The following is a 24,001-nucleotide window of genomic DNA, read 5'->3' on the forward strand; positions in this document are numbered from 1 at the left end:
AAGGACCTGCCCGCCAAAGATGAGTGTTCTCAAGAATACGCTCACCCAGTCGACATGGACGCTTGGCAGCCGGGCGCTCGGCTTCCTGCGCGATGTGGTCATCCTGGCCAAGCTCGGCGCGGGGCCGGTGGCCGACGCTTTCTTCACGGCGCTGATGTTTCCAAACCTGTTCCGGCGCGTCTTTGCCGAGGGCGCCTTTGCCCAGGCCTTCGTCCCAGCCTATTCGCGCACACTGGAGGCCGAAGGGCCCGAAGCTGCCCGGCAGCTGGCTGAGGAGACGCTGCGCGGCCTCCTTGCCGTGACCGCCTTCCTCGTCATTGTAGCCCAGCTGGCCATGCCGTGGATCATGATCCTGCTGCATGGCGGCTATCGCAATGACCCGGTCCACTTCCCGCTGGCGATCCTGCTGACGCAGATCACCATGCCATACATGTCCTTCATGGCGCTGGCGGCACTGCTATCCGGTATCCTTAACTCGGGCGGAAAGTTCGCCATGTCGGCGGGTGCGCCAACCCTTCTGAATTTTTCGCTTCTGATCGCGGCCTTTATCGGCTCGGACAATTATGAGATCTCGAAGTCGCTCGCTGTCGCCGTCTCGGTCGCCGGCCTGCTTCAGGTGATCCTGCTCTGGTACGGCGTCTCACGCCAGAAGATCCGCCTGCGCCTCGGTTTGCCAAAGCTGACGCCCGGCGTGAAACGGGTTGCGGCGCTGGCGGTCCCCGGCACGATCGCGGCGTCGGGCATGCAGATCAACATCATGGTCAGCCAGGCGCTCGCCAGTTTCGAGACCGGCGCGAAGACCTGGCTCTATTCCGCCGACAGGCTTTACCAGCTCCCGCTCGGCCTGGTTGGCGTGGCGGTCGGTCTCGCCATCCTGCCACGCCTGTCGCGTGCGGCGCGCTCCGATGACCGGGGCCAGAGCCAGTCAGTCATGGACAATGGGGTCGGTCTGGCCATGGCGCTGACCCTGCCGGCTGCGGCTGCGCTGATGGCAGCGCCCTTCCTGTTCGTCGACGGCTTCTTCACACGCGGGGACTTCACCTCGCTCGACGCCCAGCAGACTGCGCGCGCGCTCTTCCATTTCGGCTGGGGCGTACCGGCCTTTGTGCTCATCAAGGTGCTGGCGCCCGGCTTCTTCGCCCGCGAGGACACGCGCACGCCCATGGGCTATTCGCTGACGTCGGTAGGGGTGAACACCGTCCTCGGCGCCAGCCTCTTCTTCCTGCTCAAGACCAACGGCATGGCGGGCTTTCCGGGCCTGGCCATCGCGACCAGTACGGCCGCCTGGGTCAATGCCGGCCTTCTCTTTATCGGCCTATTACGGCGCGACTGGTACAGGCCGGGCGGCGAACTCGTGCGCCGTCTCGTCTCTGTTTTCATCGCCTCTTCCGCCATGGCCGGCCTGCTCTGGTTTCTCGCAAATCATAGCGACACCATCGCCAACTATACGCTGGACTCGAAATTCCTCGCCGCCCTCGCCATCGCGGCGGTGGGTGCGGCAGCCTATGGCCTCTTCGCCCTGATTTTCGGAGCGATCCGCATCAGCGACATAAAGGGGGCTAGGCGCGCCTAGGCGCTTGCGCTATTGGCCGCGCCATGACTGACGAACAGACCTCGACCTATGCTGGCCCGACACGCGTCTTCTCCGGCATCCAGCCCACCGGCAATCTCCACCTGGGGAATTATCTCGGTGCCCTGAAGAAGTTTACCACGCTTCAGAATGATGGCTGGGACGGGATCTATTGTGTCGTCGACCTGCACGCCATCACCATGCCGTATGAGCATGAGGTTCTGGCAAGCCAGACCCGCCAGATTGCCGCGGCCATGCTGGCCTGTGGTCTCGATCCTGACCAGTCGGTCATCTTCGTGCAGTCCTCTGTCCGTGCCCACACGGAACTTGCCTGGGTTCTCAACTGCATGGCCCGCATGGGCTGGCTCGAGAAGATGACCCAGTTCAAGGACAAGGCCGGCAAGGATGCCGAACGCGCCTCGGTCGGCCTCTTCGACTATCCGGTCCTGATGGCTGCCGACATTCTCGCCTACAAGGCCACCCATGTGCCGGTCGGCGACGACCAGACGCAGCACCTTGAACTTACGAGAAACGTCGCCGGGCGCTTCAATCAGTATTACGGCCAGGATGTCTTTCCCATGCCTGAAGGTCTGATCAAGGGGCCGGGCGCGCGGATCATGAGCCTCAAGGACGGCACGAAGAAGATGTCCAAGTCCGATCCGGCGGAGAATTCGCGGATCAACCTGATCGATGACGCCGACACCATCGCGCGCAAGATCAAGAAGTCGAAGACCGACACGCTGGGCGACATGCCGAGCGACGTCGAGGGCCTGGAAGGCCGCCCGGAAGTCGCCAATCTGGTCGGCATCTATGGCGCGCTTGCCGACATGAGCGACGAACAGGTGTTGGCCGAATATGGCGGCACCGGCTTCGGCACGTTCAAACCGGCACTGGCGGAGCTGGCCGTGGAGCATCTCGCTCCGATCACGGCCCGCATGCGTGAGCTGATGGACAATCCGGATGAGATCGATGCCGCCCTGCGCAAGGGGACGGAGAAAGCAAACGCGATCGCCGAGCCGATCATGGACGAGGTGCGGCGGATCGTCGGCTTCTGGCGTCCCTAGGCGCGTGAAATAAACCTATCTGTCTTTTCAACAGGAAGCCCGTCATGAAACGCCTAGTGCTGAGCTGTCTTCTCGCCCCTGCCTTTCTGGCTGCCTGCCAGCCCGGCTCGACCGGCAGCGACACAGGCGAACCGGTGCTTTCCTATGAGGACGCCTTCATCCAGGCGCCGCTGGCCGGTCGTGATGTCACCATGGGCGGCATCCGGATCACGGTCGAGGGGGGCGGTGTCACGCTCACTGGCGTCACCAGCGATGTGGCCGAAACTGTCGAGACGCACACCATGGAAATGGTCGACGACCGGATGACCATGCGGCCGGTCGACGGGTTCGAGATCAAGGCCGGCGACACGCTGGTCATGGACCGTGGCGGCAATCACCTGATGTTGTTCGGGTTGCAGGAAGACCTTGCGGCCGGCGATACGGCCAACATCACGCTTACCTTCGAATCCGAAGGCGGCGAGACGCTGACGCTCGAGGCCGAAGCCGAGGTCCGCGCCGTCGGCGAATAACGCCTAGCGTTTCTTGCCGGCAACCTGCTTCTGGAACTCGGTCACCCGTGGGACAATCTCGCGGCGGAAGCGCGAGCCGTTGAAGACGCCGTAATGGCCGACCCCCGGCTGGATATAGTCCGCCTTCAGCTTGTCCGGAATGCGGGTGCAGAGATCATGCGCGGCCTGCGTCTGGCCGATGCCGGAAATATCGTCCAGTTCGCCCTCGACCGTCATCAGGCCGACCGACTCGATCGCGGCAGGCTTGACGATGCGCTCGTCGCGGTAGCGATATTCGCCACGCGCCAGAAGAGCCTTCTGGAAGACGCGCTCGATGGTCTGGATATAGAATTCCTCGGTGAGATCGAGCACCGAGAGATATTCGTCATAGAAGGAGCGGTGCTTCTCGGCGCTGTCCTCATCGCCTTCGACAAGGTGCTCGAAGAAGCGGTGTTGGGCATCGACATGGCGATCCCAGTTCATGTGCATGAAGGAAGTAAGCTGGATAAAGCCCGGATAGACCCGCCGGAACGCCCCCGGCCATGGCGGCGGGACGGTATGGATCATCTTGGAGCGGAACCAGTCGAGGCTGCGCTCTTCAGAGAGCTTGTTCGGCACGGTGGGTGAGCGGCGCGCATCTATGGGCGAGCCCATATAGGTCATCGTCGCCGGCAGGTTTTCCGAGCCATCCTCGGCCATCATGGAGATCGCCGCCAGAACAGGCGGGCCGGGCTGGCAGACAGCGACGACATGGGCGCCCGCCCCAAGGAATTCCAGCATATCCCGGATATGGTCGATATAGTCATCGAGATCGAAGCGGCCGAACCAGATCGGCGCGGTGCGCGCATCGGTCCAGTCGGTGATGTAGACATTGTGCGTTGGCAGGAACGCTTCCACCGTGCCGCGTAGCAGGGTCGCATAGTGGCCGGAGAGCGGGGCGACGATCATCAGATCGGGGCGGCCCGGCTCGACACCCTCGGTTTCGAAATGCACCAGCTGACACCAGGGCGAGGCCCAGGCGGTCATCGGCGTGACGGTGTGGGTCTTGCCGTCAATCTCGGTTTCGGTGATTTGCCAGTCCGGCTTGCCATAATACCGCGTCGCGCGCTCGAATACCTTGGAGGCAGCCGACATGGACCGCGCAAACTGGGTTTCCCGCAAAGGGTTCGCCTGGGATGACCAAAGCGTGTTGGCCGCTTTGACCTGGAGCCGGAACGGCGCCATCGCGGCCTTGTTCATTTCCACCAGAGAATACAGCACCGACGCACACCCTCATTGTTGCACCGCAGCATATTGGCCTTTTTTGGCCGGAATGCAATGCACTCAGTCTTTCAGGAGCTGTGCCAGACAGGTCGCCATCTCGTCAGGACGGCTGTTTCCTTCCGCGAAGAAGGTCTCAAGCGCCCAGTCCTCGTCCATAAGATAGAGCAGCGATGTGTGATCCATCGTATAGTCCGACAGGCTGTCGGGCGTCTCGATCTTCTCATAGCCGACATAGAACTCATCGGCGGCCGCCTGGATCTCTTCCGGCGTGCCGGTCAGGCCGACCAGATTGTCCGGGAAGGCATTGTTTGAGACATATTTGGCGAGTGCTTCCGGCGTGTCGCGTTCCGGATCGACCGAGATCAGGACCGTCTGCGGCGGCTCGACATCCTCGGGCAAAGCGTCATAGGCATTGGCGATCGCAACCAGGGTCGAGGGGCAGACATCCGGACAATAGGTGAACCCGAAATAGATCAGAGTCGGCTTGCCCTTGAAGTCCTCCTGGGTGACGCGCTCGCCATCCTGATTGATCAGGCTTATCGGACCGCCAATGTTTTCATAGGCGCGCGTGCTACAGCCCGCCTGGGAGCCACCGGCCTGTGGTTCGGCCGGGGCTTCGCCATTACAGGCGGCCGCCAGAAGACATGCAGTTCCTAGGACAATTGTCTGGATCGGTTTCATGGTCGAAGGTATGCGGGGGACACGCGTTTGCCGCAAGAGCGGGAAGCGGCGAAACAGTGTCGCAGGAGCGCTGATGGACGAGACACATGCCAGTCGTGAAGGCCTGGAGCAGGCGCTCTACAGCCTGCTGCCGACCGGCCTTGCCGGGGTCGAGGCCGCGCGCGGGCGGGCCCGGCTGCGCACGCTCGTCACTTTGCGCTGGCTGGCTGTGGCCGGCCAGACGGCGGCCCTGCTCTTCGTACGCTTCATCATGGGCTACGACCTGCCCCTGGGCCTCTGCCTGACGACCATTGCCGCTTCGGCCTGGCTGAATGTCTTCCTCTCCTTCGCCATGCGTGAGCAACTCCTGCTGCGGGGCTGGGAAGCCACCCTTCAACTTGCCTTCGACACACTGCAGCTCGCCGTGCTCATCGCGCTGACGGGCGGGCTCGCCAACCCCTTCCTGCTCTTCCTGCTGGCACCGGTGACGGTGGCCGCCAACAGCCTGCGCGCGCGGTATTCAGCCCTTATTGCCTTGCTGGCGATCACCTGCGCGGCCCTGATGCCGGCCTACTCGCTGGACCTGCCCTGGCGGCCAGAAGAATCGGTCAATCTGCCGCCCCTGTTCCAGTGGGGCCACTTTGCCGCTCTGGCGATCGGCATCGCCTTCTTCGCCATTTCCTCGGTCCGCCTGAGCGAGGATGAAGCGCGCCTGGTGCGCGCGCTGGATGCGGCCTCCATCGTTATGGCCCGCGAGCAGAAGCTCTCCGCCCTCGGCGCCATGTCGGCCATGACCGCCCACGAACTCGGCACGCCGCTGGCTACGATCCACCTTGCCGCCAAGGAGCTCGCCAATGAATTCGATGAGGCCGATCCGCGCCATGACGATGTCAAACTGATCGCCGGACAGGCCGAGCGCTGCCGCGACATTCTCGGCAAGCTGAGCCGAGCCCGGGAGGCGGAAGACATCGTCCACGCGAACATGCCGCTGAGCGCACTGGTCGAGGAAGCTGCCGCGCCCTTCAAGGGGCTTGGCGTGGCGCTCAACGTCACTTATTCGCCCGGAGAAAAAGGCGAACCCCGCGTCCCGCTCATCCAGCGCAGCCCCGAAATCCTGCACGCGCTAGGTGCCTTTATCGAAAACGCGGTGAGCTTTGCCGACAGCCAGGTTCGCGCGGTGGCAAGCTGGACCGACAGGCAGTTCATGGTGACCATTTCCGATGACGGGCCGGGCTTTGCCGCGGAAGTCATGCCAAAGCTGGGCGAGCCCTATGTCTCCCAGCGCAGCGAGGCGCATCTGGGCGGCGGGGACATGGGCCTTGGCTTCTTTATCGCCAAGACGCTCATCGAAAGAACCGGCGGACGGATCGCGACACGCAACCGGACACCGCCAAGACATGGCGCAATTGTGCAGGCCGTCTGGCCGAGAACAGCACTGGAATCCTTGGAATCTGACCGTAGGCAGATAAATAGTCCGGAAGTGGAGACTTGAATCATGGACTATAACGTCACCGTAAAACTTCATGAGGCGCTGAAAGGCATCGAGGACAGGACCTGTCTCGTGCTCGATGACGATGCGCCTTTTCTGCAGCGCCTCGGCCGCGCGCTGACCCAGCGGGGCTTTCTCGTCTCTGCCGTGTCCTCCGTCGCCGAAGCCAAGGACATCGCCCGGATGAACCCGCCGGCCTTTGCCGTGCTGGATCTCCGCCTCGAAGACGGCTCCGGGCTCGACGTCGTGGAAATCCTCCATCACTACCGCCCCGATGCCCGCGCCGTCATCCTGACCGGCTACGGTGCCATCGCTACAGCTGTGGCGGCGGTAAAGGCTGGAGCGGCCGACTATCTGGCCAAGCCGGCCGAAGTCGAGGACATTATCCGCGCCCTGGTCAACAGCTCCGAAGGAATGCCGGAACCGCCGGAAAATCCGATGTCAGCCGACCGGGTCCGCTGGGAACATATTCAGCGGGTCTATGAGCTCTGCAATCACAATGTTTCGGAGACCGCCCGGCGCCTCAACATGCACCGCCGCACGCTGCAGCGTATCCTGGCAAAGCGCGCACCGCGCTAAATCGGATCAGGCCGGCCCCTTCGGCCCGAGCGACGAGGTCTTCTTCGTCGGATCGGGTGTCTTGTCCTTGAACTTGCAGATGTCGGCAATCACGCAGTCCCAGCATTTCGGCTTGCGCGCGGTGCAGACATAGCGCCCGTGCAGGATGAGCCAGTGATGCGCGCCCTTCTTGAACTCCGGCGGCGTTACCCGCTCCAGCTGTGCCTCGACCTCATCGGGGGTCTTGCCGGGCGCAAGGCCGGTACGGTTCGAGACGCGGAAGATGTGGGTGTCCACGGCAATGGTCTCATGGCCGAAGGCTTCGTTCAGCACGACATTGGCCGTCTTGCGTCCGACACCGGGAAGCTTGGTCAGCTCGTCACGGTTTTCCGGAACCTTGCCGTCATAATCGTCGATCAGCATCTGCGACAGGGCGATCACATTCTTTGCCTTGTTACGCCAGAGCCCGATTGTCTTGATGTGCTCGGCCACGCCTTCCTCGCCGAGCGCCAGCATCTTGTCCGGTGTATCGGCAATCTCGAAGAGCTTTCTGGTCGCCTTGTTCACCCCGACATCGGTGGCCTGCGCCGACAGCGCCACGGCGACGACCAGCGTATAGGGGTTGTGATATTTGAGTTCCGTCGTCGGCGCCGGACGATCCTCGGCGAGGGCCGCATAAAGCCGGGCGGTCTTTTCCGGGCCGAGCGTGGGCGCGGCGCGCTTCTTTTTCTTCGATTTCGCGGGTGTCTTGGCCATAGGCCAAGCGGTGTAAATGCCGCACCGGCCTAATCAAGTCTTCACTTGCCGTGACAGGCCTGCCCGCTCATTTTAAGGGCCATGACGGATACGCCCTCAATCGTCTACTTCGATGCCACGCTGACCCCGAACACCGCGCTCAGTCCGCGCGCTTTTCTGGTTGTCATGAGCCTCGTCGGCGCGATGAGCTTCCTGGGCGGTATCATGTTCCTGTCCATGGGCGCCTTTCCGGTCATTGGCTGGTTCGGGCTGGATGCACTGGCGATCTGGTATGCCTTCCGGAAGAATTTCCAGAATCTCCGCGAGGAAACACAGGTTCGCATCACAGCCGAGACAATCCGCCTGCGTCATGAACGTCCGGGCCATGAGCCGAAAGAAGTCCGCCTGCCCACAGGCTTTACCCGTCTCAGCCTGGTCCATCCGCCCCGCAAGCCGAGCGAGCTGCGCCTGGCACATGGGCAAACCGCCTATGTCATCGGCCGGTTTCTGGCCCCGCATGAACGCCGGTCCCTTCACGAGGCCATCGATTCAGCCATCGCGAAAGCCCGCGCGGAGCGCTATTGATTAAAAATGACGCCTGCGTCATGGTTTTTCAATAAAGTCTGTGATAGGCTGCCTTCAGAACAAGAAAACACCGGAAAGCCCGGGAACCTGGAGGCATGATCATGACTGACACGGCAACTGAAGTTCGCCACAATCTCGAACGCCCGAAGACGACGGCCCGCGAAAAGCTGATGGACTTCCATCTCGACCGCGGCGCCCCGATCCCGTCGCCCGAAGAGGTCGATATGTCGACGTTCGACATCCTCGACCCGGAGCTCTGGCGCCGCGACGCCTTCTGGTCCTTCTTCGAGTGGATGCGTGACAATGATCCGGTTCATTATACCCCGGACAGCTTCTCCGGTCCCTACTGGTCGGTTACACGCTATGAAGACATCCAGAAGGTCGATATCGACCACAAGCGCTTCTCCTCATCCTGGGAATATGGCGGCATCACACTCGGCGAGCCGTTCGAGGACTTCGAGCTGCCCATGTTCATCGCCATGGACGAGCCGCGCCATTCCGAACAGCGCAAGACCGTGCAGCCGGCCGTCGCGCCGAACATGCTCAAGGAATATGAGCCGCTTATCCGCTCGCGCACACAGGGGCTGCTCGATTCCATCCCCGTGAACGAACCATTCGACTGGGTCGACACCGTCTCCATCGAGCTCACCACCATGATGCTCGCCACCCTGTTCGACTTCCCCTTCGAGGACCGCCGCAAGTTGACCCGCTGGTCGGATGTCGCGACCAACCCGCACAATCCGGACATCTGCCCGGGTGGCCTCGACCAGTGGAAACAGGAACTGATGGAGTGTCTGACGACCTTCACCGGCCTCTATCAGGAACGGCAGGCCCAGCCGCTGAAGAACGACCTGATGAGCCTGCTTGCCCATGGCGAGAAGACCAAGAACATGACGCCGATGGAACTGCTCGGGAACGTCATCCTGCTTATCGTCGGCGGCAATGACACGACGCGGAATTCCATGTCAGCCTCGGTCTATGGCCTCAACAAGTGGCCGGAAGAATATGCCAAGCTGAAGGCCGATCCGTCGCTCATTCCGAACATGGTCTCGGAAGTCATTCGCTGGCAGACGCCGCTGGCCTATATGCGCCGTACCGCGCTCGAGGATGTCGAGATGCACGGCAAGACGATCAAGAAAGGCGACCAGGTCGCCATGTGGTACGTCTCCGGCAATCGGGATGAGCGTTTCTGGGAAGAAGATCCGTACCGCCTGATCATCGACCGGAAGCAGGCCCGCAACCACCTCTCCTTCGGCTTCGGCATTCACCGTTGTGTCGGCAACCGTCTCGGTGAGCTCCAGCTGCGCATCCTCTGGGAAGAACTGATGGAGCGGTTCGACCATATCGAGCTGCTGGACGAGCCCGAGCGCACGCCGCACTCCTTCGTGAAGGGCTACACCTGGATGCCGGTGATCTGCCACCCGAAGAAATAAACCTATCCCTCGCACTGAAACGGGAAAGCCCCGCCAGTCCATTCTGGCGGGGCTTTTCTTTTTGGGGAAGGCACGAGCCAGCCTAGTCGTCGGTTTCTATAATGCCGCTCAGATTGGAGCGCCCGCCATCCATGACGATGGTCTCCCCCGTGATGATGGCACTTGAGGGCTGCGACAGGAAAAGCGCGGTCTCGGCGATCTCGTCGCCAAGGCTCGCCCGGCCGAGCGGCGTGCGCTTCTTCAGCCATTTGACCTCGGTGCTTTCCGCGCGCGGGCGCAAGGCACAGATGGCATTGGTCCGGATCCGTTTCGGGGCCAGTTCGACGGCCCCGGCCCGGACCACGCCAAGGATCGAATTCTGTACGACCGAATCGGCAAAATCGCCCTCATTGACCTGTCGTGCCGACAGGGAGAGGACAAAGGTCACGCTGCCGAGCTGGGCGCGCCGGCCCATCGTATCGCCCGCTTCCTCGACCCGCCGGGCAATGTGCTTGTCGAAGAGCTGTAGCGTGAGGATGGCGCCGCGCAGGGCGCGCATCTGGAGTTTTTCGAAGGCTTCGACATCCAGTCCGTCGAGCGGCATGTCCGGCGCGAGCGGCGGCACCGAAACGATGTGATCGACCTTGCCATAGGCTTCCACCGCGGCAGCGATGCAGTTTTTCAGGCCGATTTTGGTGTGCAGTTCTTCGTGCTGGACAATGGCCCGGTCTCGCAGTGTGTCGGCGACACGCTCGACCCGCTTCATCTGCGGATCGCAGGCAAGGACCGAATGGCCGGCATCACAAAACCGGCGGGCCACAGCTTCGCCTGTAAGCTGGCCGAGGCCAAGGATGAGGGTGACGGGTTTTTCCATAATGGCTCCTGATCCGGTGCTGAACGAACCGGATCAGGGAGAGCCGGGACTGGTCAGCCTAGTTCGGCCGGAGAGTGACCAGTTCCTCTTTAATCTTCAGTTTCTTTCTCTTCAGGTCGTGCAGTCTGACTTCATCTGCAGCAGGACGCTTCTGTTCCTCGTAGATCTCCTGATCGAGCCGGCGATGGCGATTGGAGAGTTCCTCGATACGACCTTGGATTGACATGGGATCAACCTCCTTGCTTGCTGCGTGAGAAACTGTGACTTTCAAGGCACAGTAAATCACAAGGCCGGGGTCCGGTCACGGGGATTTCGTCTAAAAAACGATTCATTTCAGAGGGTTCATCGACGCTCTGGTTTGCGGGCAGATTTTACCCGGAACATGGCTTCATCGGCCTGTGCAATAAACAATTCAGCACTGGGCTGGCCCTGCCAGGCAACAACCCCGCAAGAGGCCCCCAGCCTGACCGGGCCGGCACCTGGGTCAGCCCCGGAAATACTGAGCCGGTCGATGCGACGGACAAGCTCGCCCGCCTTCGCCTGGGCGCCCTCAAGTCCCGCATGGGTGAGCACGATACCGAATTCGTCACCGCCCAGACGGCCGACAATATCGGTCTGGCGCACCAGCGAGAGAATGATCTCGCAAACCTGCTTCAACGCCGCATCCCCGGCGGCATGACCGAAGCGGTCATTGACCGTCTTGAACCGGTCCAGGTCGATATAAAGAAGGACGAGCGGAGAGCCGTGCCGTTCGGCGAGCGCCATTTCCCGCTTCAGTTCGCGCTCGAAAGCCCGCCGGTTGAAGACCGGACAGAGCGAATCATGGTCGGCAAGGTTTTCGGCCGTTTCCAGCGCACGGCGTAGCCGGGCCTCCTCCTCACGCAGCCAGATGACTTCTTCCGCGAGCGCCCGGAACGCCGCGGACGTCTTCAGATCGTGCTCGGCAGGCTCGATGTCGAGCGCGCGCAAAAGCTGCTCCTCCGCCGAAGCAGAACGGCCTTTGCTTGGCGCTTGTCTTTCATTGCCGGGCGTTTTCTCCATGAGCCCCGCTATAGGGGAGTTCGCCGCCTGCATCTACAGTCGAACAGGCGCTTGACGGGGAAAGGCCGCTGCCTATTTTGGGCCGCTTCCTGAAAGGGGGCCAAATGAGCGAACGGGAACCCGTAGTCGGTGTGATCATGGGCAGTCAGTCCGACTGGCCGGTCATGAAGCTTGCCTGCGAAATGCTCGAAAGGCTGGGCGTTTCTCACGAAGCGCGCATTGTCTCTGCGCACCGCACACCCGACCGCCTCGCCGATTATGCAAAGTCTGCCAAGGACCGCGGGCTCAAGGTGATTATTGCCGGGGCCGGAGGCGCGGCCCACCTGCCGGGCATGACCGCCTCTATGACGCCTCTGCCGGTGCTGGGCGTGCCGGTAAAGTCCCGCGCGCTGAATGGCCAGGACAGCCTGCTTTCGATCGTCCAGATGCCGAAAGGGGTGCCCGTGGGCACGCTCGCCATCGGCGAGGCCGGCGCGGCGAATGCCGGCATCATGGCCGCCTCCATCATCGCGCTTGAAGATGACAGCGTCGCCCAGAAGCTCGATGCTTTCCGCAAGGCCCAGACCGACAGTGTTGGCGAGGTTCCGGAAGGATGACCCCCCTGCCGGCCGGCTCCGTGATCGGCATACTGGGCGGCGGCCAGCTCGGCCGTATGCTCGCCTCTGCGGCTGCGCGGCTGGGCTTTGACGTCCATGTTCTCGCCCCCGGCGAAGCCCCGCCAGCTGCTCGCGTGGCGGCGAAACACTGGAATGCCGCCTATGAGGACGAAGCCGCGCTGAAAGCCTTCGCTGAGGCCTGCGACGTCATCACCTACGAGTTCGAAAACATTCCCGTCGCCTCGGTCGACTATCTTCTGGCTTGCGGCGCCATTGTGCACCCCGGCACGAAATCCCTCGAAACCTCGCAGGACCGCCTCACCGAAAAGCGTTTCCTCAACGAGATCGGCATCGAGACCGGATCCTACGCGCCGGTGTCCTCGCCTGAAGAGCTGAAGACCGCGCTCGAGACACTTGGCGGCGAAGGCCTGCTGAAGACACGCCGCGAAGGCTATGACGGCAAGGGGCAGGCAAGCGTGAAAAGCGGCGACGACCTCGAAGCGGCCTTCGATTCGATCGGCCATGTGCCCGCTATTCTGGAAGCTTTCGTCCCCTTTGAGCGTGAAATCTCCGTCGTCATCGCGCGCGCACCGGGCGGGGCGACCGCAGCCTTTGATCCCAGCATGAACGATCATTCCGGTGGCATTCTGCGCACCTCGATTGCGCCGTGCGGGCTGTCGGAAGGTGTCATTGCACGTGCCACCAGACTGGCCGAGACCCTTGCCCAGGAAACCGGCCATGTCGGTGTCCTGGCCCTTGAACTCTTCGTGCTCGAAGACGGGACGCTGCTTGCCAACGAATTCGCGCCGCGCGTTCACAATTCCGGTCACTGGACGCCGGAAGGCTGCCTGACAGGACAGTTCGAACAGCACATTCGCGCCGTGGCCGGCTGGCCCCTCGGACCGGTCACCCGTGTCTTCGAGGTCGAAATGCAGAACCTGCTCGGCGAGGAAGCCCTGGCACCGCCGGAGAGCTATGACCCGGACGCTGTCGTCACCCTCTATGGCAAGCGCGACGCCAAGCCAGGCCGCAAGATGGGCCATGTCGTCCGGCGGACAGCGAAGGCGTAGCCGGCTGGCCGGGCCAGCCTCAGGCGCCGCTAGTACGTATATTTGACGTCGAACCTCAGAATACGGTCGAGCTTTTCGGTCATCAGAGGCGGGTTCGATTCATAGCGCAGGTCATAGGAGACCCCGGCACTGATCCTTTTCGAAACGACCGTGTTCAATTTCATCGTCGGATGCAGTGACGAAGTCGGCCCGGAGATGTTCACCTTCGTGTCGACTTCGAACGTCCAGTTTTCATCGATGTCCCAGTCAAGCTCCGCCGCCCCATAGAGGCCGATCGCGCCGATGGTCTTGTCCTCATTGGCAAGGTCAAGATAGCGGTAACCGGGCCCCAGTTCGCTGCGCAGCGTGATCCTGTCAGTATCCATGAGGTAGGCACCGGCCCCCACGCCAGTAAAGGCCTGTGTCTCGAAGCCTGAGAAGTCATCCCGGTCAAGGGAGCCGCGAACATAGCCGAAATAGGTATCCGTCCAGAGCGTATCGAGCTGGTAAGACAGCCCCCAATTGTTCTGGCTTTCTATACCATTGGCCTCGGCCGTGTTGGCATAGGACTCGATGCGGTGGATCTGAGCCTTCCGCATCAGGTTCAGCTTTCCGTGCAGGCCGAGATACAGCGTATCGCTATTGCCCGAGGTTTCCGCCGCATTGAGCGTCAGCTCGGCATGGAAGTCTTCCCAATAACCGGGGCGGTCGTATTCGACCGGGACCGGCGCCGGGACAACCAGCGGATCGATACGCAAAGGCTCGACCGGGGTCTGCAGAGTGGTGACAAGGGCATCGATTTCGGCTGCATGCTCCGGGTAGGCCGATTTCGCCGCCCGCACGACCGCGGCAAGCTCTGTTTCATCATCAAGACGCAGCGCAGCCGACAGCATCCGCTCCACAGCATGGGGGAGCCGTTCGCGCTGCACCTCTGTGGTTTCAGGCTGACTGACGACGGCAGCAGCCTGCGCCAGGAACACTTCCAACATCTTTCTGTCTCTGAAGAGAGCCCGGTTAACAAAATATTGACGCGCGCTGCCTGAAGCCCGGCAATGTCAGTGAAGGCCTGTCAGCGGGTCACAAAAGCCCGCTCAGCCCCGCCCTCTCAACCGGTCGAGCAACTCCAGTCCCGGCTTTGCGATCTTCGATCCCCACTGGCCGAGTTTCATCGCCCCTTTCAGACGGCTCTCGATGAAAGCGTCGAGCTCTTCCTCGTCATAGTCATTGTCGAGCCAGTAAAGCACGATGGTCGGCAGGGTGGCCGACAGCAAGCCGCGCTTGGTCTCGCGGTTATAGTCCGTGGCCGTGTCGCCCGCCGCCGTCCAGATGGCATCGGCGGTTTTCCAGGTGCGCTTGGCTGCATCCGGCGCATGCCAAGGCAGGAAGCCGCGCGTCGAGGCCTTCCTGACGGCGCCCCGATGCGGCTCCAGCGCATCGAGCCAGGCCCTGATGCCTGCAGCGACCCGCTCATGCGTGCGCAGGCCTGTGAGATCCCGGGTGGCCAGGCTTTCCAGCATTGTCTCTTCGGCCCGGTCGAAGAAGCGCTCGATCAGATCGGAGATGCCATTGGGCGCGGCCAGTGACATTTCTTCGGAACTTATGCCCGCCTCGCGCGCTGATAGTGTATAGGCTTCATCCGTCCAGCCCTTGTCCTCGACAAGTGGCAAGAGCGTTTCAAGCCATTTATCCTGCAGTCTCACTGATGGCCTTGCTGTCATTGCTGGCTCCGGGAGTAGGCAAGCCTTGTCTTTAATGCTATAGGCGCGCCTTCATTCGTCTACACGCCAGAATTATACCGGGCCAAGCCCGGTGAACCAATGGAGATTTGACCATCGTACAGATCGTTGTCCGCGACAACAATGTCGAACAAGCCCTTCGCGCGCTGAAGAAGAAAATGCAGCGTGAGGGCCTTTTCCGGGAAATGAAATCCCGCACGCACTTTGAAAAGCCGTCTGAGAAGAAGGCTCGCCAAAAAGCTGAAGCTGTGCGCCGCGCTCGCAAACTCGCTCGTAAGCGCGCCCAGCGCGAGGGCCTGGCATAAAACCAGTCCCGCCAATTCTGGCGTGAAATCAGCCCCTCTGGCCAAGGCCGGAGGGGCTTTTTCATGTCCGGGAGGGACGCGCCTTCGGCTGGGCCCTACTTCTTTCCGGGAACGAGCCTGGCAAACCACTTGCCGACATCGCCAACCCCGGCCCCATGAACCGCGCCGGCCCGGTAGACGCGGGCGGCCAGCCAGAGCACGAGAAGCGTTGCCGCGATCATCAGGAGCAGCAGCCCACTCACTTCCCAGAGCGGCGGCTGGGCCGGGATCCGCAGGATCAGCAGGAATGGCGTGAAGATCGGGATCCAGCTCATCACCGACAGGATGGGCGATTCCGCATCCGAAATCGCGACCACGATCATGAACATCGGCACCATCAGCAACACGATGAGCGGCGTCATCAGCGTCTGTGCCTCCTGGATCGTGTCACACAGGGAGCCAAGCGCGAGGAAAACCGCGCCATACATGAGATAGCCGAGCACGAAGCTGAGCACCGCCGGAACCAGCAGACCCGGTCTGGCGACCGCCGAAATGACGGTGAACATCATCTCCCGCGCATCGGCCGGCATCGAGCTGGAGAACGCATTCGTGACCACGGTCGCACCAATCGCCCAGACGCCCATCAGGGTCAGCGCGACAGCCAGCACGGCGAGCAGTTTCCCGGCCAGCATGTGCGGCAGTTTCACCGAGGTCAGCAACGAGTCGAAGATCTTGTTGGACCGCTCCTCGATCGTGCCCATCAGGAGGTAGTTCACCACTGAGAAGATCAGGAACCAGAGCAAGAACGCCATCAAGACGGCGGCGAAGAAGGGCGCCCGGTCGGCCAGCGTGACCTGCGATCCCGCCTCGGCCTGAGACGGCGGGCGAGCCTTGCGCTCGGTGACATCGCGGGCCCGCGCATCGGCCTCATCCAGGATTTGCGGGCTGACCCCGGCCTCCTCGAAGACGCGCTTCTCCGTCAGTGTGCGTTCGGCCGCACGAACCTTGGAGAGCAGGTTCTGGGCGGTGACATTCTCGCTCCAGTATTCGATTTCGTTGCCGCCTTCCGGCACGAAGATCGCCGCGAAGAGGGGTTGCGACCCGGCCGGCGTCTCCACCAGGCGCTCGCCGAGCAGCCAGGGCTGGATGTCTTCCTGCGTGGTGGCGGGCGGATCGACATAGACAAAATCGGACTGTGGCAGGTCGACCGTACTTCCGCCGGCCTCCTCCAGCGCGTCCTCGATACTGGCACCCCGGTCGATGGCCGCATCGAAGGTCTGGACCTTGTCGCTTGGTTCGCCGTTCATCACCCCGACCGGATCCAGCGTGATACGCGCGGTCTGGATACGGTCCTGGTCGAGTTCTGCGCGCAAGGCGGATGCGAAATTACCGCTCTGATCGATGACGGTATAATACCGGGTCGGCTGCGAAGCAGCCGCCCAGCTCGGCGCCATCATGCCGAGCCCCATCAGGAGCGGCGTCAGCAGCAGGCTGAGCCAGAAGCCCCAAGCCTGGACATAGCCGAGATAATCCCGGCGCGCGACGAGATAGATGGATCGCATCAGGCCGCCTCCACTTTGCCGCTATCTGCCGCCAGGGTCTGGCGCAGATCGTCTGCTTCGGCGTCGGAAACCAGCGACACAAAGACATCGCGCAGCCGCGCCTCCAAGGGGCGGAAGCTGGTGATCGGCGCGCCCGCATCAATCGCGGCGCGCAAGGCATCCTGCGCATCCCGGCCCGGGGGCAAGGAGACCCGCCATAGGTCGCCCTGCATTTCGTTTTCGGGAAAGCCCTTGGCGGTCATCGCGGCATCAAGGTCAAAGCCTTCGCTTACACCGATCAGGACGGCCCGACCGAGCGCGCCAAAGGCTTCGTCCAGCGTTCCGTCGAACACTTTTCGCCCGCGCGCCATCATCACGATGGAATCGCAGAGCCGTTCGGCATGCTCCATGACATGCGTCGAAAAGAGGATGGTCGCGCCGCGCTTGTGCTCCTCGATGATCAGGTCCTCGAGGCCCTGCTGGTTGACCGGATCGAGGCCCGAAAACGGCTCGTCCAGGATCAGGAAGTCCGGCTTGTGCGCAAGCGCCGCCAGGATCTGCACCTTCTGGGACATGCCCTTGGACAGTTTCGAGATCCGCGAGCGGCCAAATTCCGCCAGCCCCATCATCTCCAGCAGCTCATCGGCCCGCTTGCGGCTTTCACCGGCGCTCATGCCTTTCAGCCGCGCGAAATAGGATATGATCGCACGCGGGCTCATCTTTTTGTAAAGGCCGCGCTCCTCCGGCAGAAAGCCGACCCGGCGCAGGGAATGGATATTAGGCGGCGCGCCGAACAGACGGGCAGTGCCCTCATCCGGGCTCAGCACGCCAAGCGCCATACGCAGGCTTGTCGACTTGCCGGCGCCGTTCGGACCGAGAAAGCCGACAATGCTGCCCTGCGGGACAGTCAGGCTGAGATCGCGGACGGCAGTGAAGAAGCCGAACCGTTTGGTCACATCCTCCATCGCCAGTGGCACTGATGAGGTCATCACCCCTCCTTGGCCGAGTGTTCTCGACTCTCGATAAACTATACACCGCCTAAAGTTCCAGCCCTTGCCAAGAGATTAAATCGGACGCAGGCTCTCTGTCATGAAAGCGTATACTGGCCGCGGTCCAGCAGGGATCAGGACGACCGGAACGGCGTCATCCATGCCCGATGATGCCGGTGGCGCCATTCAACCGAAACGCCAGGCAAGCGACCAGCTGAAGCGGATTGACGATGCCCTGCGCCGGCTGGAAACGGGCCAGTTTGGCCATTGCCTCTATTGTGGCGACCCGATCAGCGTTGCCCGGCTCGACCACGACCCCACATCCGAAAGCTGTGGCGCCTGCGACGAGGACTAGGCGTTTCAAGCTCAACCCGTTGCCGATACCCGCATGAGGATGAGCCCGCTGACGATCAGGCCGGCCGCGAGAAGACGCGTCGGGTTCACGCTTTCCCCAAGAAAGGCGACACCGAGGGCAAACGCCCCGACAGCCCCGATCCCCGTCCACACCGTATAAGCCGTCCCGAGCGGCAGCACCTTCATGGCATAAGCCAGCAGGCTGAAGCTGCCCAGCATCGCCACAATCGTGATCAGGCTGGGAACCAGCCGCGTAAAACCGGCCGACTGCTTCATATAGAAGGCCCAGACCGTTTCGAGCAGGCCGGCCACGATCAGAATAGTCCAGGCCATTGCCCCTCCAGACCGGCCCGCTCTGCGAGCGCTAGTTCAGCCCCTCGCGGCCAATCGCATAGAAGCGCTCACGGCGCTGGCGTTTGAGTTCGGTCTCGGACAGTCCGTCCAGATCACCGAGGGCCTTCTCGATCGCCTTGCCGGCCTGGCTCATCGCCCGTTGCGGGTCGCGATGCGCCCCACCGACCGGCTCTTTCACAATCGCGTCGATCACCTTGAGCTTCAGCAGGTCATCGGAGGTAATCTTCATGGCTTCGGCCGCATCGCGTGCCTTGGCGGCATCCCGGTACAGAATGGAGGCACAGCCCTCCGGCGAGATCACCGAATATATGGAATGCTCCATCATCAGCACCTTGTTGGCCGCCGCAATCGCAATCGCGCCGCCGGAGCCGCCCTCACCGATAATCAGCGAAACCATCGGCACCTTCAGCGTCAGGCAGCGCTCGGTGGAGCGCGCAATCGCTTCGGCCTGTCCGCGCTCCTCGCCGGCCTTGCCCGGAAAAGCCCCGGCGGTGTCGACAAAGGAGAGGACCGGCAGCTTGAACTTGTCGGCCAGATCCATCAGGCGCACCGCCTTGCGGTAGCCTTCCGGGTGCGCCATGCCGAAATTGTGGCGCAGGCGGCTTTCCGTCGTGCGGCCCTTCTCATGGCCCATGACGACGACACTGCGGCCCCGGAACGTCGCCAGCCCGCCGATCACGGCCTCGTCATTACCGAAGACCCGGTCGCCGGCCAGTTCCTGGAAATCATCGAACAGGTTTTCGATATAATCGGTGAAGTGCGGGCGCTCGGGATGGCGCGCGACCTGCGTCTTGCGCCAGGGCGACAGCGAAGAATAGGTGTCCTTGAGCTGTCTGGCGGCCTTGTCCTTGAGCTTCTTCAGCTCATCGGAAATCGACGGGCCATCACCTGTCTGCGCAAGCGATTCCAGCTCGGCAATCTTGGTCTCGAGCTCTGCAATCGGCTTTTCAAAATCGAGATATGTCGTCGGCATGGGCGAAACCTAGCTGTAGTCGGCAGAGAATCCTAGGCTTTTCAACTGTGCCTTGTGCGCTCGAAATACAGGACATCCTCGCCGCTCATGCGTACACTTCCGCTCTGTTTGTAACCGAGTTTCTCAGAAATCCGGATCGAGGCGTGATTTTCCGGGTCAATGATGCAGACGCTTTTGGACTCATCCGTCTCGGTATCAAGCCAGTCATGGATCGCCCTGACGGCCTCGCTGGCGCAGCCCTGGCCATGCCGGTCGGGCGATATGATCCAGCCACATTCCGGTGCGCCCCAGAAGGTGGGCTCGGTGTCGCGATGGAAATCGGCAAAACCGACCTCGCCGACAAAGGCGCCGGTCTTACGCTCCTCAACCAGCCAGTAGCCATAACCGAGCACCTCCCACAGACCGCGATTGCGCAGGATGTTGCGGGTCCAGACCTCATGGGGTGTGCGCCCGCTTCCTCCGCCGATGAAGCGAACCACATCCGGGTGGCGCCAGTGCGCCGCCAGCGCTTCGAAGTCGGAGGCCTCATGCGCGCGCAGTTTCAGCCGCTCCGTCAGGATAACAGGCACAGGACGAGCCATGCTCATGCTTTTTGATCCTTCATCTTCTCAAGCATCGCCTTCATCGCGGCATGCACCGCCTGAATGCCCTTGAGCGGGCGGACCATGACCTTGAAATCGGTGATCAGGCCGTCCTCGTCCCACTCGATCATGTCGACGCCATTGACGGTGACGCCGTCCATCTCGCACTCGAACTCCAGCACCGCCTTGTCGCCACAGTCGAAGACGCGGACATACCGGAACGTATCGTTCGCCAGCGTCTGCCCTGCCGCGCCGAGATACATCATGGTAATCGCCTTGCCCTCTTGCCGCGTGTGAACGACCGGACTGCGGAAGACGACATCGTCATGCAGGAGCCCGGCGAGATCGCCTGGCGCATGGCTGCCATGGAAATAATCCATCCAGCGCTGCAAATTCGGTGAATAGCCGGTTGTCGTGACCATCATGGCCTCCCTCTTCTGTGGCTTTGCTTAGCCCGGAAATCACGGAAATCGAAGCCCTGACGCTAGCGTAAACGGCCCGTCTGTGTTTTTCTTTTCCCCAGGCTGGGGTGGCTCACTCTTCTAGGAGGGTCAGCCCATGAGTGTTGCCCGCGTCACAGAAATCACCGCCAGCGGATCTTCGGTCGAGAATGCAATGGAGGAAGGCGTCAAGCGCGCCTCGGAAACGTTGCAGAACGTCGAGCATGTCTGGGTCTCAGACATCAAGGCCCGTGTCTCAAACGGCAAGATCGATACCTATTTCGTCACCATGAAAGTGACTTTTGTCCTGACCGATTAGCGGCGCCCCTGCCCGTCCAGGCAATAGGTCACCGGATAGACGACATTCATCCGGCGCACCGCGCGGCCTTCGACGCGTTTTGGTGCAAACCGCAGGCCTTTGACGGCCTGATAGGTCGGGGCATTGAACTCCGGCGACGAGCAAGCCGTGAGGATCTCTTCCGGTGTCCCGTCCGTCGTGACATCAAACAGGCCATAGCATTGCGCTTCCACGCCCCGGCTTGCCGGACCGGCCGGATAAGCCGGGCTCGGGGGCTCGACGGGCTGCGCGTTGCGGTCAACGACCTCTGTCGTGACCGGGCCGCCCAGCAATTCGTCATTCGCCATCGACTTCTGCGCCACTTCGCCAAGCCGCTGCTGCCAACCTTCCGGATAGAAGGCCGTGGCTTCCTCGGCGCCGCGGTGGCCGCACTGGGCGATCTTGCCTTCAAGCGAGACCGGTCCCGATGTCGCCGCCCCCGTGGGTTCTGGCCCCGGGCCATAGACGCGGACCGGCTCGGTCGCACACGCTGACAGCAGAATGACGCCGCCAGCCAGCAAGGCGAAAGGGGAAAGCTTCATGGGGAACCTCAAACCAGCTTGACGGGGACGAGCTTATCAGCGGGCATCGCCCCCCGCCAAGCCAGGAATGAGGTGAAGACGGTTATTGGCTCTTGCCACCCTCTTCCTTGTCCGGGCGGCAATAGTTGATCGGCAGCAGGATGTCCGACGTCGCCGGGCTGTCCTGTCCGTCAGCGGCCGTGAATTCCAGCGGCTCCAGCATATCCTGGGTCGCTTCGGCAAAGCCCGGCAGCGTGCAGTTCGTCATGATGTTGTCGGTCTTTCCGTCTGCCGTCACATCGAACATGGCGTGGCACACACCTTCGACGCCAAGCACCTCATAGAGCGGCGGATAGTCCGGCGCGAGCGCGGCCGTCGGGACCGGCATGGGGACATCGCCGCCGGGCGGATTGGCATTGGCCAGACGCGCATCCCATCCTTGTGGCGCGTTCATTTCGACAGCCTGCGTGCCACCACAGGCTTCAACCTCGGTATGCTGGCTGAGTGCTGCAAGCGCCTCGTCGGTGATTGGCTGCTCGAGCTTTTCGTTCAGCGCATCGACGGTCTTCTCGTCGAAGCCGTGATAGTCGTCCATCTGCGCGCTGGCAGCACCGGCGAAAATGGCACTGCAGGCGGCGATGGTCAGGATGGGGGTGAGTTTCATGGCATGACTCCTTGGTTGCCCTTGGATTCAATTGCCAGCTTAACCATCCGAATAGGCTTTTGCCAAATCGGGATCTTTTTCGGCCACAAGATCGGCCAGATCGGAGATGACCTTGGCCTGTTTCCAGGTCGCATCATCCTGCATCTTGCCGTCGAGCATCGCGACGCCCGACCCATCCGGCATCGCTTCCAGAATGCGGCGGGCAAATTTCACCTCATCCGGATTGGGCGAGAAGACGCGCTTGGCGATCTCGATCTGCTTGGGATGCAGCGTCCAGGTGCCCGAACAGCCAAGCAGGAAGGCATTGCGGAATTGCTGTTCGCAGGCTTCAAGGTCCGCAATGTCCCCGAACGGGCCGTAGAAGGCATTGATGCCAGCCATGCGGCAGGCATCGACCATGCGGGCGATCGTATAGTGCCACGGGTCCTGCTGGGCGCTTTCACGGGGGCTGCCATCCTCGTTCGGATCGTCCACCACGCGATAATAGGGGTGCCCGCCGCCGACGCGCGTCGTCTTCATCTTGCGATCGGCCGCGAGGTCTGCCGGCCCGAGCGAGATGCCCTGCATGCGCGGGCTGGCGAGCGCGATTTCTTCCACCAGCGCCATGCCCTGCGCTGTCTCCAGGATGGCATGGAAGAGGATCGGGCGTTTCAGCCCCGCCTTCGCTTCGAGCTGGGCGACATACTGGTCGGCGAAATGGATGTCCCACGGGCCTTCCACCTTGGGAAGCATGATCACATCGAGCTGATGGCCGGCCTTCAGCACAAGATCTGACACATCGTCCTGAAACCAGGGAGAATTCAGACAGTTCACCCGGCTCCAGAAGCCGGTCCCCTTGCCCTGCCAGTCATACATGGAGGCCATCTCGACGGCCCCGGCACGGGCAGCATCCTTGGCGTCGGCCGGAATGGCATCCTCGAGATTGGCAAGCACCACGTCCACGGTCGGTGCGATCTCCGGGACCTTGGCACGCACCTTGTCGAGATGCGGCGGCACGAAATGGATCATCCGCTCCAGCCGGACCGGCAGCTCCAGCATCGGGTCCGGGGCGCCAATGGCAAGCGGCTTGAAGAAATTCCGTGGTGTTTTCCGGGTCATGGGCGGCACGCTCCTCCTGATCTTGCCGCGCAAACTAAACGTGGCAGAGGCGGCGTCAATCAGCCCTTATGCGGCTTGTCCCGGCGCAGGACGGGCCTCGCTCTCCATGACCGACAGATTCATGCTGAAAGAGCGCCGCTCGCCTTCGGAACGGAACGGATAGACACAGTGAAACATGTAGGAGGGGAAGATCCAGAAATCGCCGACGCGCGGCTTCACCATGAAATTCGACACCGAATAATGTGAATCCGTGCCATGGGCGAACTGCAAGTGGCCGTGGGAAGGGTGATGGTCGCGATAATCCTCTTCCCATTCCGCTTCGATTCCGTCCGGCAGCTTCAGATAGCCGACGCAGGAGAGCGCCGCGCCGGTATGGATGTGCAGGGGATTATAGTCGCCGGCAAACTGACGCACGAACCAGCCGCCCGCAATATTGAGTTCATACTGCTTTGTCCGGTGCTCATAGTCCCCGAACGTGCCGCGGCGGCTGGCACGGATGTGATACTCGATGAGGGTCTGCCCAAGCGCGGCCGCGGCCATGTCGATCAGCGCGCGATCGAAGCGCAGCTCCTCGCGGACCTTGCCGACCAGCTGTCCGGAATGATCCTCCAGGTTGCGGGTAATGGCAGCATTCATGTCATCGACGAAGCGCGCCGGCATGCGCACATAACCCATCATCGGCCCGAAGGGCGTGAAGAAATCCTTGTCCCCCTGGGGCGTAAAGATCACGGCCATGCAGCGTCTT

30 protein-coding genes are annotated in these 24,001 nt (G+C 62.0%); 12 read left to right on the forward strand and 18 right to left on the reverse strand.

What is annotated here, in order from left to right; translation table 11 throughout:
- Positions 1-19: 19 nt before the first annotated feature.
- Genes murJ through B8784_RS17775 form a run of 3 tightly spaced genes read left to right on the forward strand, consistent with a single transcriptional unit; the run spans position 20 to position 3,143 of the window.
- Positions 20-1,573, forward strand: a complete 1,554-nt coding sequence (gene murJ / locus B8784_RS17765; RefSeq protein WP_084399225.1) for a murein biosynthesis integral membrane protein MurJ — start codon at positions 20-22, stop codon at positions 1,571-1,573.
- 23 nt (positions 1,574-1,596) lie between these two features.
- Entirely contained in the window at positions 1,597-2,634 is a 1,038-nt protein-coding gene (gene trpS, locus B8784_RS17770) for a tryptophan--tRNA ligase (RefSeq protein ID WP_084399226.1), read from the forward strand.
- Between the two features lie 44 nt (positions 2,635-2,678).
- Complete coding sequence (locus B8784_RS17775; RefSeq protein ID WP_084399227.1) at positions 2,679-3,143, forward strand: copper chaperone PCu(A)C; 465 nt, start codon at positions 2,679-2,681, stop codon at positions 3,141-3,143.
- A gap of 3 nt (positions 3,144-3,146) precedes the next feature.
- Here the strand turns inward: B8784_RS17775 and B8784_RS17780 are convergent, their stop codons facing one another.
- Both B8784_RS17780 and B8784_RS17785 read right to left on the reverse strand, forming a co-directional pair.
- The gene (locus B8784_RS17780) at positions 3,147-4,382 is read right to left on the reverse strand and encodes a polyhydroxyalkanoate depolymerase (protein ID WP_084399228.1); all 1,236 of its coding nucleotides are present in this window, start codon (positions 4,380-4,382) and stop codon (positions 3,147-3,149) included.
- A gap of 63 nt (positions 4,383-4,445) precedes the next feature.
- Positions 4,446-5,066, reverse strand: a complete 621-nt coding sequence (locus B8784_RS17785; protein ID WP_084399229.1) for an SCO family protein — start codon at positions 5,064-5,066, stop codon at positions 4,446-4,448.
- A gap of 73 nt (positions 5,067-5,139) precedes the next feature.
- Between B8784_RS17785 and B8784_RS17790 the strand changes: the two genes are divergently transcribed.
- Complete coding sequence (locus B8784_RS17790) at positions 5,140-6,537, forward strand: ActS/PrrB/RegB family redox-sensitive histidine kinase (RefSeq protein ID WP_084399230.1); 1,398 nt, start codon at positions 5,140-5,142, stop codon at positions 6,535-6,537.
- A gap of 3 nt (positions 6,538-6,540) precedes the next feature.
- Positions 6,541-7,113 (forward strand): ActR/PrrA/RegA family redox response regulator transcription factor, encoded by a 573-nt coding sequence (locus B8784_RS17795; protein WP_084399231.1) that lies wholly within the window; start codon positions 6,541-6,543, stop codon positions 7,111-7,113.
- Positions 7,114-7,119: 6 nt separating this feature from the next.
- Here B8784_RS17795 and nth read toward each other — a convergent pair whose 3' ends face one another.
- Positions 7,120-7,848: an endonuclease III gene (nth, locus tag B8784_RS17800; protein WP_084399232.1), complete on the reverse strand. Its 729-nt coding sequence runs from the start codon at positions 7,846-7,848 to the stop codon at positions 7,120-7,122.
- An 81-nt stretch (positions 7,849-7,929) separates the two neighbouring features.
- Between nth and B8784_RS17805 the strand changes: the two genes are divergently transcribed.
- Together B8784_RS17805 and B8784_RS17810 are read left to right on the forward strand one after the other, a co-directional pair.
- Entirely contained in the window at positions 7,930-8,412 is a 483-nt protein-coding gene (locus B8784_RS17805) for a DUF2244 domain-containing protein (protein WP_084399233.1), read from the forward strand.
- 101 nt (positions 8,413-8,513) lie between these two features.
- Complete coding sequence (locus B8784_RS17810) at positions 8,514-9,845, forward strand: cytochrome P450 (protein WP_084399515.1); 1,332 nt, start codon at positions 8,514-8,516, stop codon at positions 9,843-9,845.
- An 82-nt stretch (positions 9,846-9,927) separates the two neighbouring features.
- Here the strand turns inward: B8784_RS17810 and B8784_RS17815 are convergent, their stop codons facing one another.
- The 3 genes from B8784_RS17815 to B8784_RS17825 all read right to left on the reverse strand — a co-directional run bounded on the left by B8784_RS17815 (position 9,928) and on the right by B8784_RS17825 (position 11,667).
- Positions 9,928-10,698: an SDR family oxidoreductase gene (locus B8784_RS17815; RefSeq protein WP_084399234.1), complete on the reverse strand. Its 771-nt coding sequence runs from the start codon at positions 10,696-10,698 to the stop codon at positions 9,928-9,930.
- Positions 10,699-10,756: 58 nt separating this feature from the next.
- A complete protein-coding gene (locus B8784_RS17820) occupies positions 10,757-10,924 on the reverse strand; it encodes a YdcH family protein (protein ID WP_084399235.1) in 168 nt (55 codons plus the stop codon).
- A gap of 116 nt (positions 10,925-11,040) precedes the next feature.
- Positions 11,041-11,667, reverse strand: a complete 627-nt coding sequence (locus B8784_RS17825; RefSeq protein ID WP_233356222.1) for a GGDEF domain-containing protein — start codon at positions 11,665-11,667, stop codon at positions 11,041-11,043.
- A gap of 176 nt (positions 11,668-11,843) precedes the next feature.
- On the opposite strand from B8784_RS17825, the gene purE reads away from it, so the two are divergent.
- The gene (gene purE / locus B8784_RS17830) at positions 11,844-12,335 is read left to right on the forward strand and encodes a 5-(carboxyamino)imidazole ribonucleotide mutase (RefSeq protein ID WP_169712632.1); all 492 of its coding nucleotides are present in this window, start codon (positions 11,844-11,846) and stop codon (positions 12,333-12,335) included.
- Positions 12,332-13,405, forward strand: coding sequence for a 5-(carboxyamino)imidazole ribonucleotide synthase (locus B8784_RS17835; RefSeq protein WP_084399237.1), 1,074 nt, complete (start codon positions 12,332-12,334; stop codon positions 13,403-13,405). The genes purE and B8784_RS17835 overlap by 4 nt, the downstream gene beginning before the upstream one ends.
- A gap of 29 nt (positions 13,406-13,434) precedes the next feature.
- Here the strand turns inward: B8784_RS17835 and B8784_RS17840 are convergent, their stop codons facing one another.
- Entirely contained in the window at positions 13,435-14,373 is a 939-nt protein-coding gene (locus tag B8784_RS17840) for a DUF481 domain-containing protein (protein ID WP_084399238.1), read from the reverse strand.
- A gap of 102 nt (positions 14,374-14,475) precedes the next feature.
- The gene (locus tag B8784_RS17845; RefSeq protein WP_233356223.1) at positions 14,476-15,084 is read right to left on the reverse strand and encodes a COQ9 family protein; all 609 of its coding nucleotides are present in this window, start codon (positions 15,082-15,084) and stop codon (positions 14,476-14,478) included.
- Between the two features lie 125 nt (positions 15,085-15,209).
- On the opposite strand from B8784_RS17845, the gene rpsU reads away from it, so the two are divergent.
- Complete coding sequence (gene rpsU / locus B8784_RS17850) at positions 15,210-15,425, forward strand: 30S ribosomal protein S21 (protein ID WP_084399240.1); 216 nt, start codon at positions 15,210-15,212, stop codon at positions 15,423-15,425.
- Positions 15,426-15,520: 95 nt separating this feature from the next.
- On the opposite strand, the gene B8784_RS17855 is transcribed toward rpsU, so the two are convergent.
- Both B8784_RS17855 and B8784_RS17860 read right to left on the reverse strand, forming a co-directional pair.
- Positions 15,521-16,966, reverse strand: a complete 1,446-nt coding sequence (locus tag B8784_RS17855; RefSeq protein ID WP_084399241.1) for an ABC transporter permease — start codon at positions 16,964-16,966, stop codon at positions 15,521-15,523.
- Positions 16,966-17,934, reverse strand: coding sequence for an ABC transporter ATP-binding protein (locus B8784_RS17860; protein WP_084399242.1), 969 nt, complete (start codon positions 17,932-17,934; stop codon positions 16,966-16,968). Before B8784_RS17860 ends, B8784_RS17855 begins: the two co-directional genes overlap by 1 nt.
- 160 nt (positions 17,935-18,094) lie before the next feature.
- Between B8784_RS17860 and B8784_RS17865 the strand changes: the two genes are divergently transcribed.
- The gene (locus B8784_RS17865) at positions 18,095-18,289 is read left to right on the forward strand and encodes a TraR/DksA family transcriptional regulator (RefSeq protein ID WP_084399243.1); all 195 of its coding nucleotides are present in this window, start codon (positions 18,095-18,097) and stop codon (positions 18,287-18,289) included.
- Between the two features lie 11 nt (positions 18,290-18,300).
- Here B8784_RS17865 and sugE read toward each other — a convergent pair whose 3' ends face one another.
- Genes sugE through B8784_RS17885 form a run of 4 tightly spaced genes read right to left on the reverse strand, consistent with a single transcriptional unit; the run spans position 18,301 to position 20,621 of the window.
- Positions 18,301-18,621: a quaternary ammonium compound efflux SMR transporter SugE gene (gene sugE / locus B8784_RS17870; RefSeq protein WP_084399244.1), complete on the reverse strand. Its 321-nt coding sequence runs from the start codon at positions 18,619-18,621 to the stop codon at positions 18,301-18,303.
- 31 nt (positions 18,622-18,652) lie between these two features.
- Complete coding sequence (locus B8784_RS17875) at positions 18,653-19,615, reverse strand: acetyl-CoA carboxylase carboxyltransferase subunit alpha (protein ID WP_084399245.1); 963 nt, start codon at positions 19,613-19,615, stop codon at positions 18,653-18,655.
- A 41-nt stretch (positions 19,616-19,656) separates the two neighbouring features.
- A complete protein-coding gene (locus B8784_RS17880; RefSeq protein WP_233356224.1) occupies positions 19,657-20,202 on the reverse strand; it encodes a GNAT family N-acetyltransferase in 546 nt (181 codons plus the stop codon).
- Positions 20,199-20,621 carry a nuclear transport factor 2 family protein gene (locus B8784_RS17885; protein ID WP_233356225.1) on the reverse strand — a complete coding sequence of 141 codons (423 nt, stop codon included), beginning with the start codon at positions 20,619-20,621 and terminating at the stop codon, positions 20,199-20,201. The genes B8784_RS17880 and B8784_RS17885 overlap by 4 nt, the downstream gene beginning before the upstream one ends.
- Positions 20,622-20,754: 133 nt before the next feature.
- Here B8784_RS17885 and B8784_RS17890 point away from each other — a divergent pair, with 133 nt between their 5' ends.
- Complete coding sequence (locus tag B8784_RS17890; RefSeq protein WP_084399247.1) at positions 20,755-20,955, forward strand: dodecin family protein; 201 nt, start codon at positions 20,755-20,757, stop codon at positions 20,953-20,955.
- On the opposite strand, the gene B8784_RS17895 is transcribed toward B8784_RS17890, so the two are convergent.
- The 4 genes from B8784_RS17895 to B8784_RS17910 all read right to left on the reverse strand — a co-directional run bounded on the left by B8784_RS17895 (position 20,952) and on the right by B8784_RS17910 (position 23,991).
- A complete protein-coding gene (locus B8784_RS17895; RefSeq protein ID WP_084399248.1) occupies positions 20,952-21,515 on the reverse strand; it encodes an energy transducer TonB in 564 nt (187 codons plus the stop codon). The two genes, B8784_RS17890 and B8784_RS17895, sit on opposite strands and share 4 nt — an antisense overlap.
- An 82-nt stretch (positions 21,516-21,597) precedes the next feature.
- Positions 21,598-22,158, reverse strand: a complete 561-nt coding sequence (locus B8784_RS17900) for a hypothetical protein (RefSeq protein ID WP_084399249.1) — start codon at positions 22,156-22,158, stop codon at positions 21,598-21,600.
- A gap of 39 nt (positions 22,159-22,197) precedes the next feature.
- Positions 22,198-23,256 carry an HpcH/HpaI aldolase/citrate lyase family protein gene (locus tag B8784_RS17905; RefSeq protein WP_084399250.1) on the reverse strand — a complete coding sequence of 353 codons (1,059 nt, stop codon included), beginning with the start codon at positions 23,254-23,256 and terminating at the stop codon, positions 22,198-22,200.
- Between the two features lie 66 nt (positions 23,257-23,322).
- Positions 23,323-23,991 (reverse strand): putative 2OG-Fe(II) oxygenase, encoded by a 669-nt coding sequence (locus B8784_RS17910; protein ID WP_084399251.1) that lies wholly within the window; start codon positions 23,989-23,991, stop codon positions 23,323-23,325.
- Positions 23,992-24,001: the final 10 nt, after the last annotated feature.

Source organism: Henriciella aquimarina (assembly GCF_002088975.1).
Lineage (GTDB): Bacteria > Pseudomonadota > Alphaproteobacteria > Caulobacterales > Hyphomonadaceae > Henriciella > Henriciella aquimarina.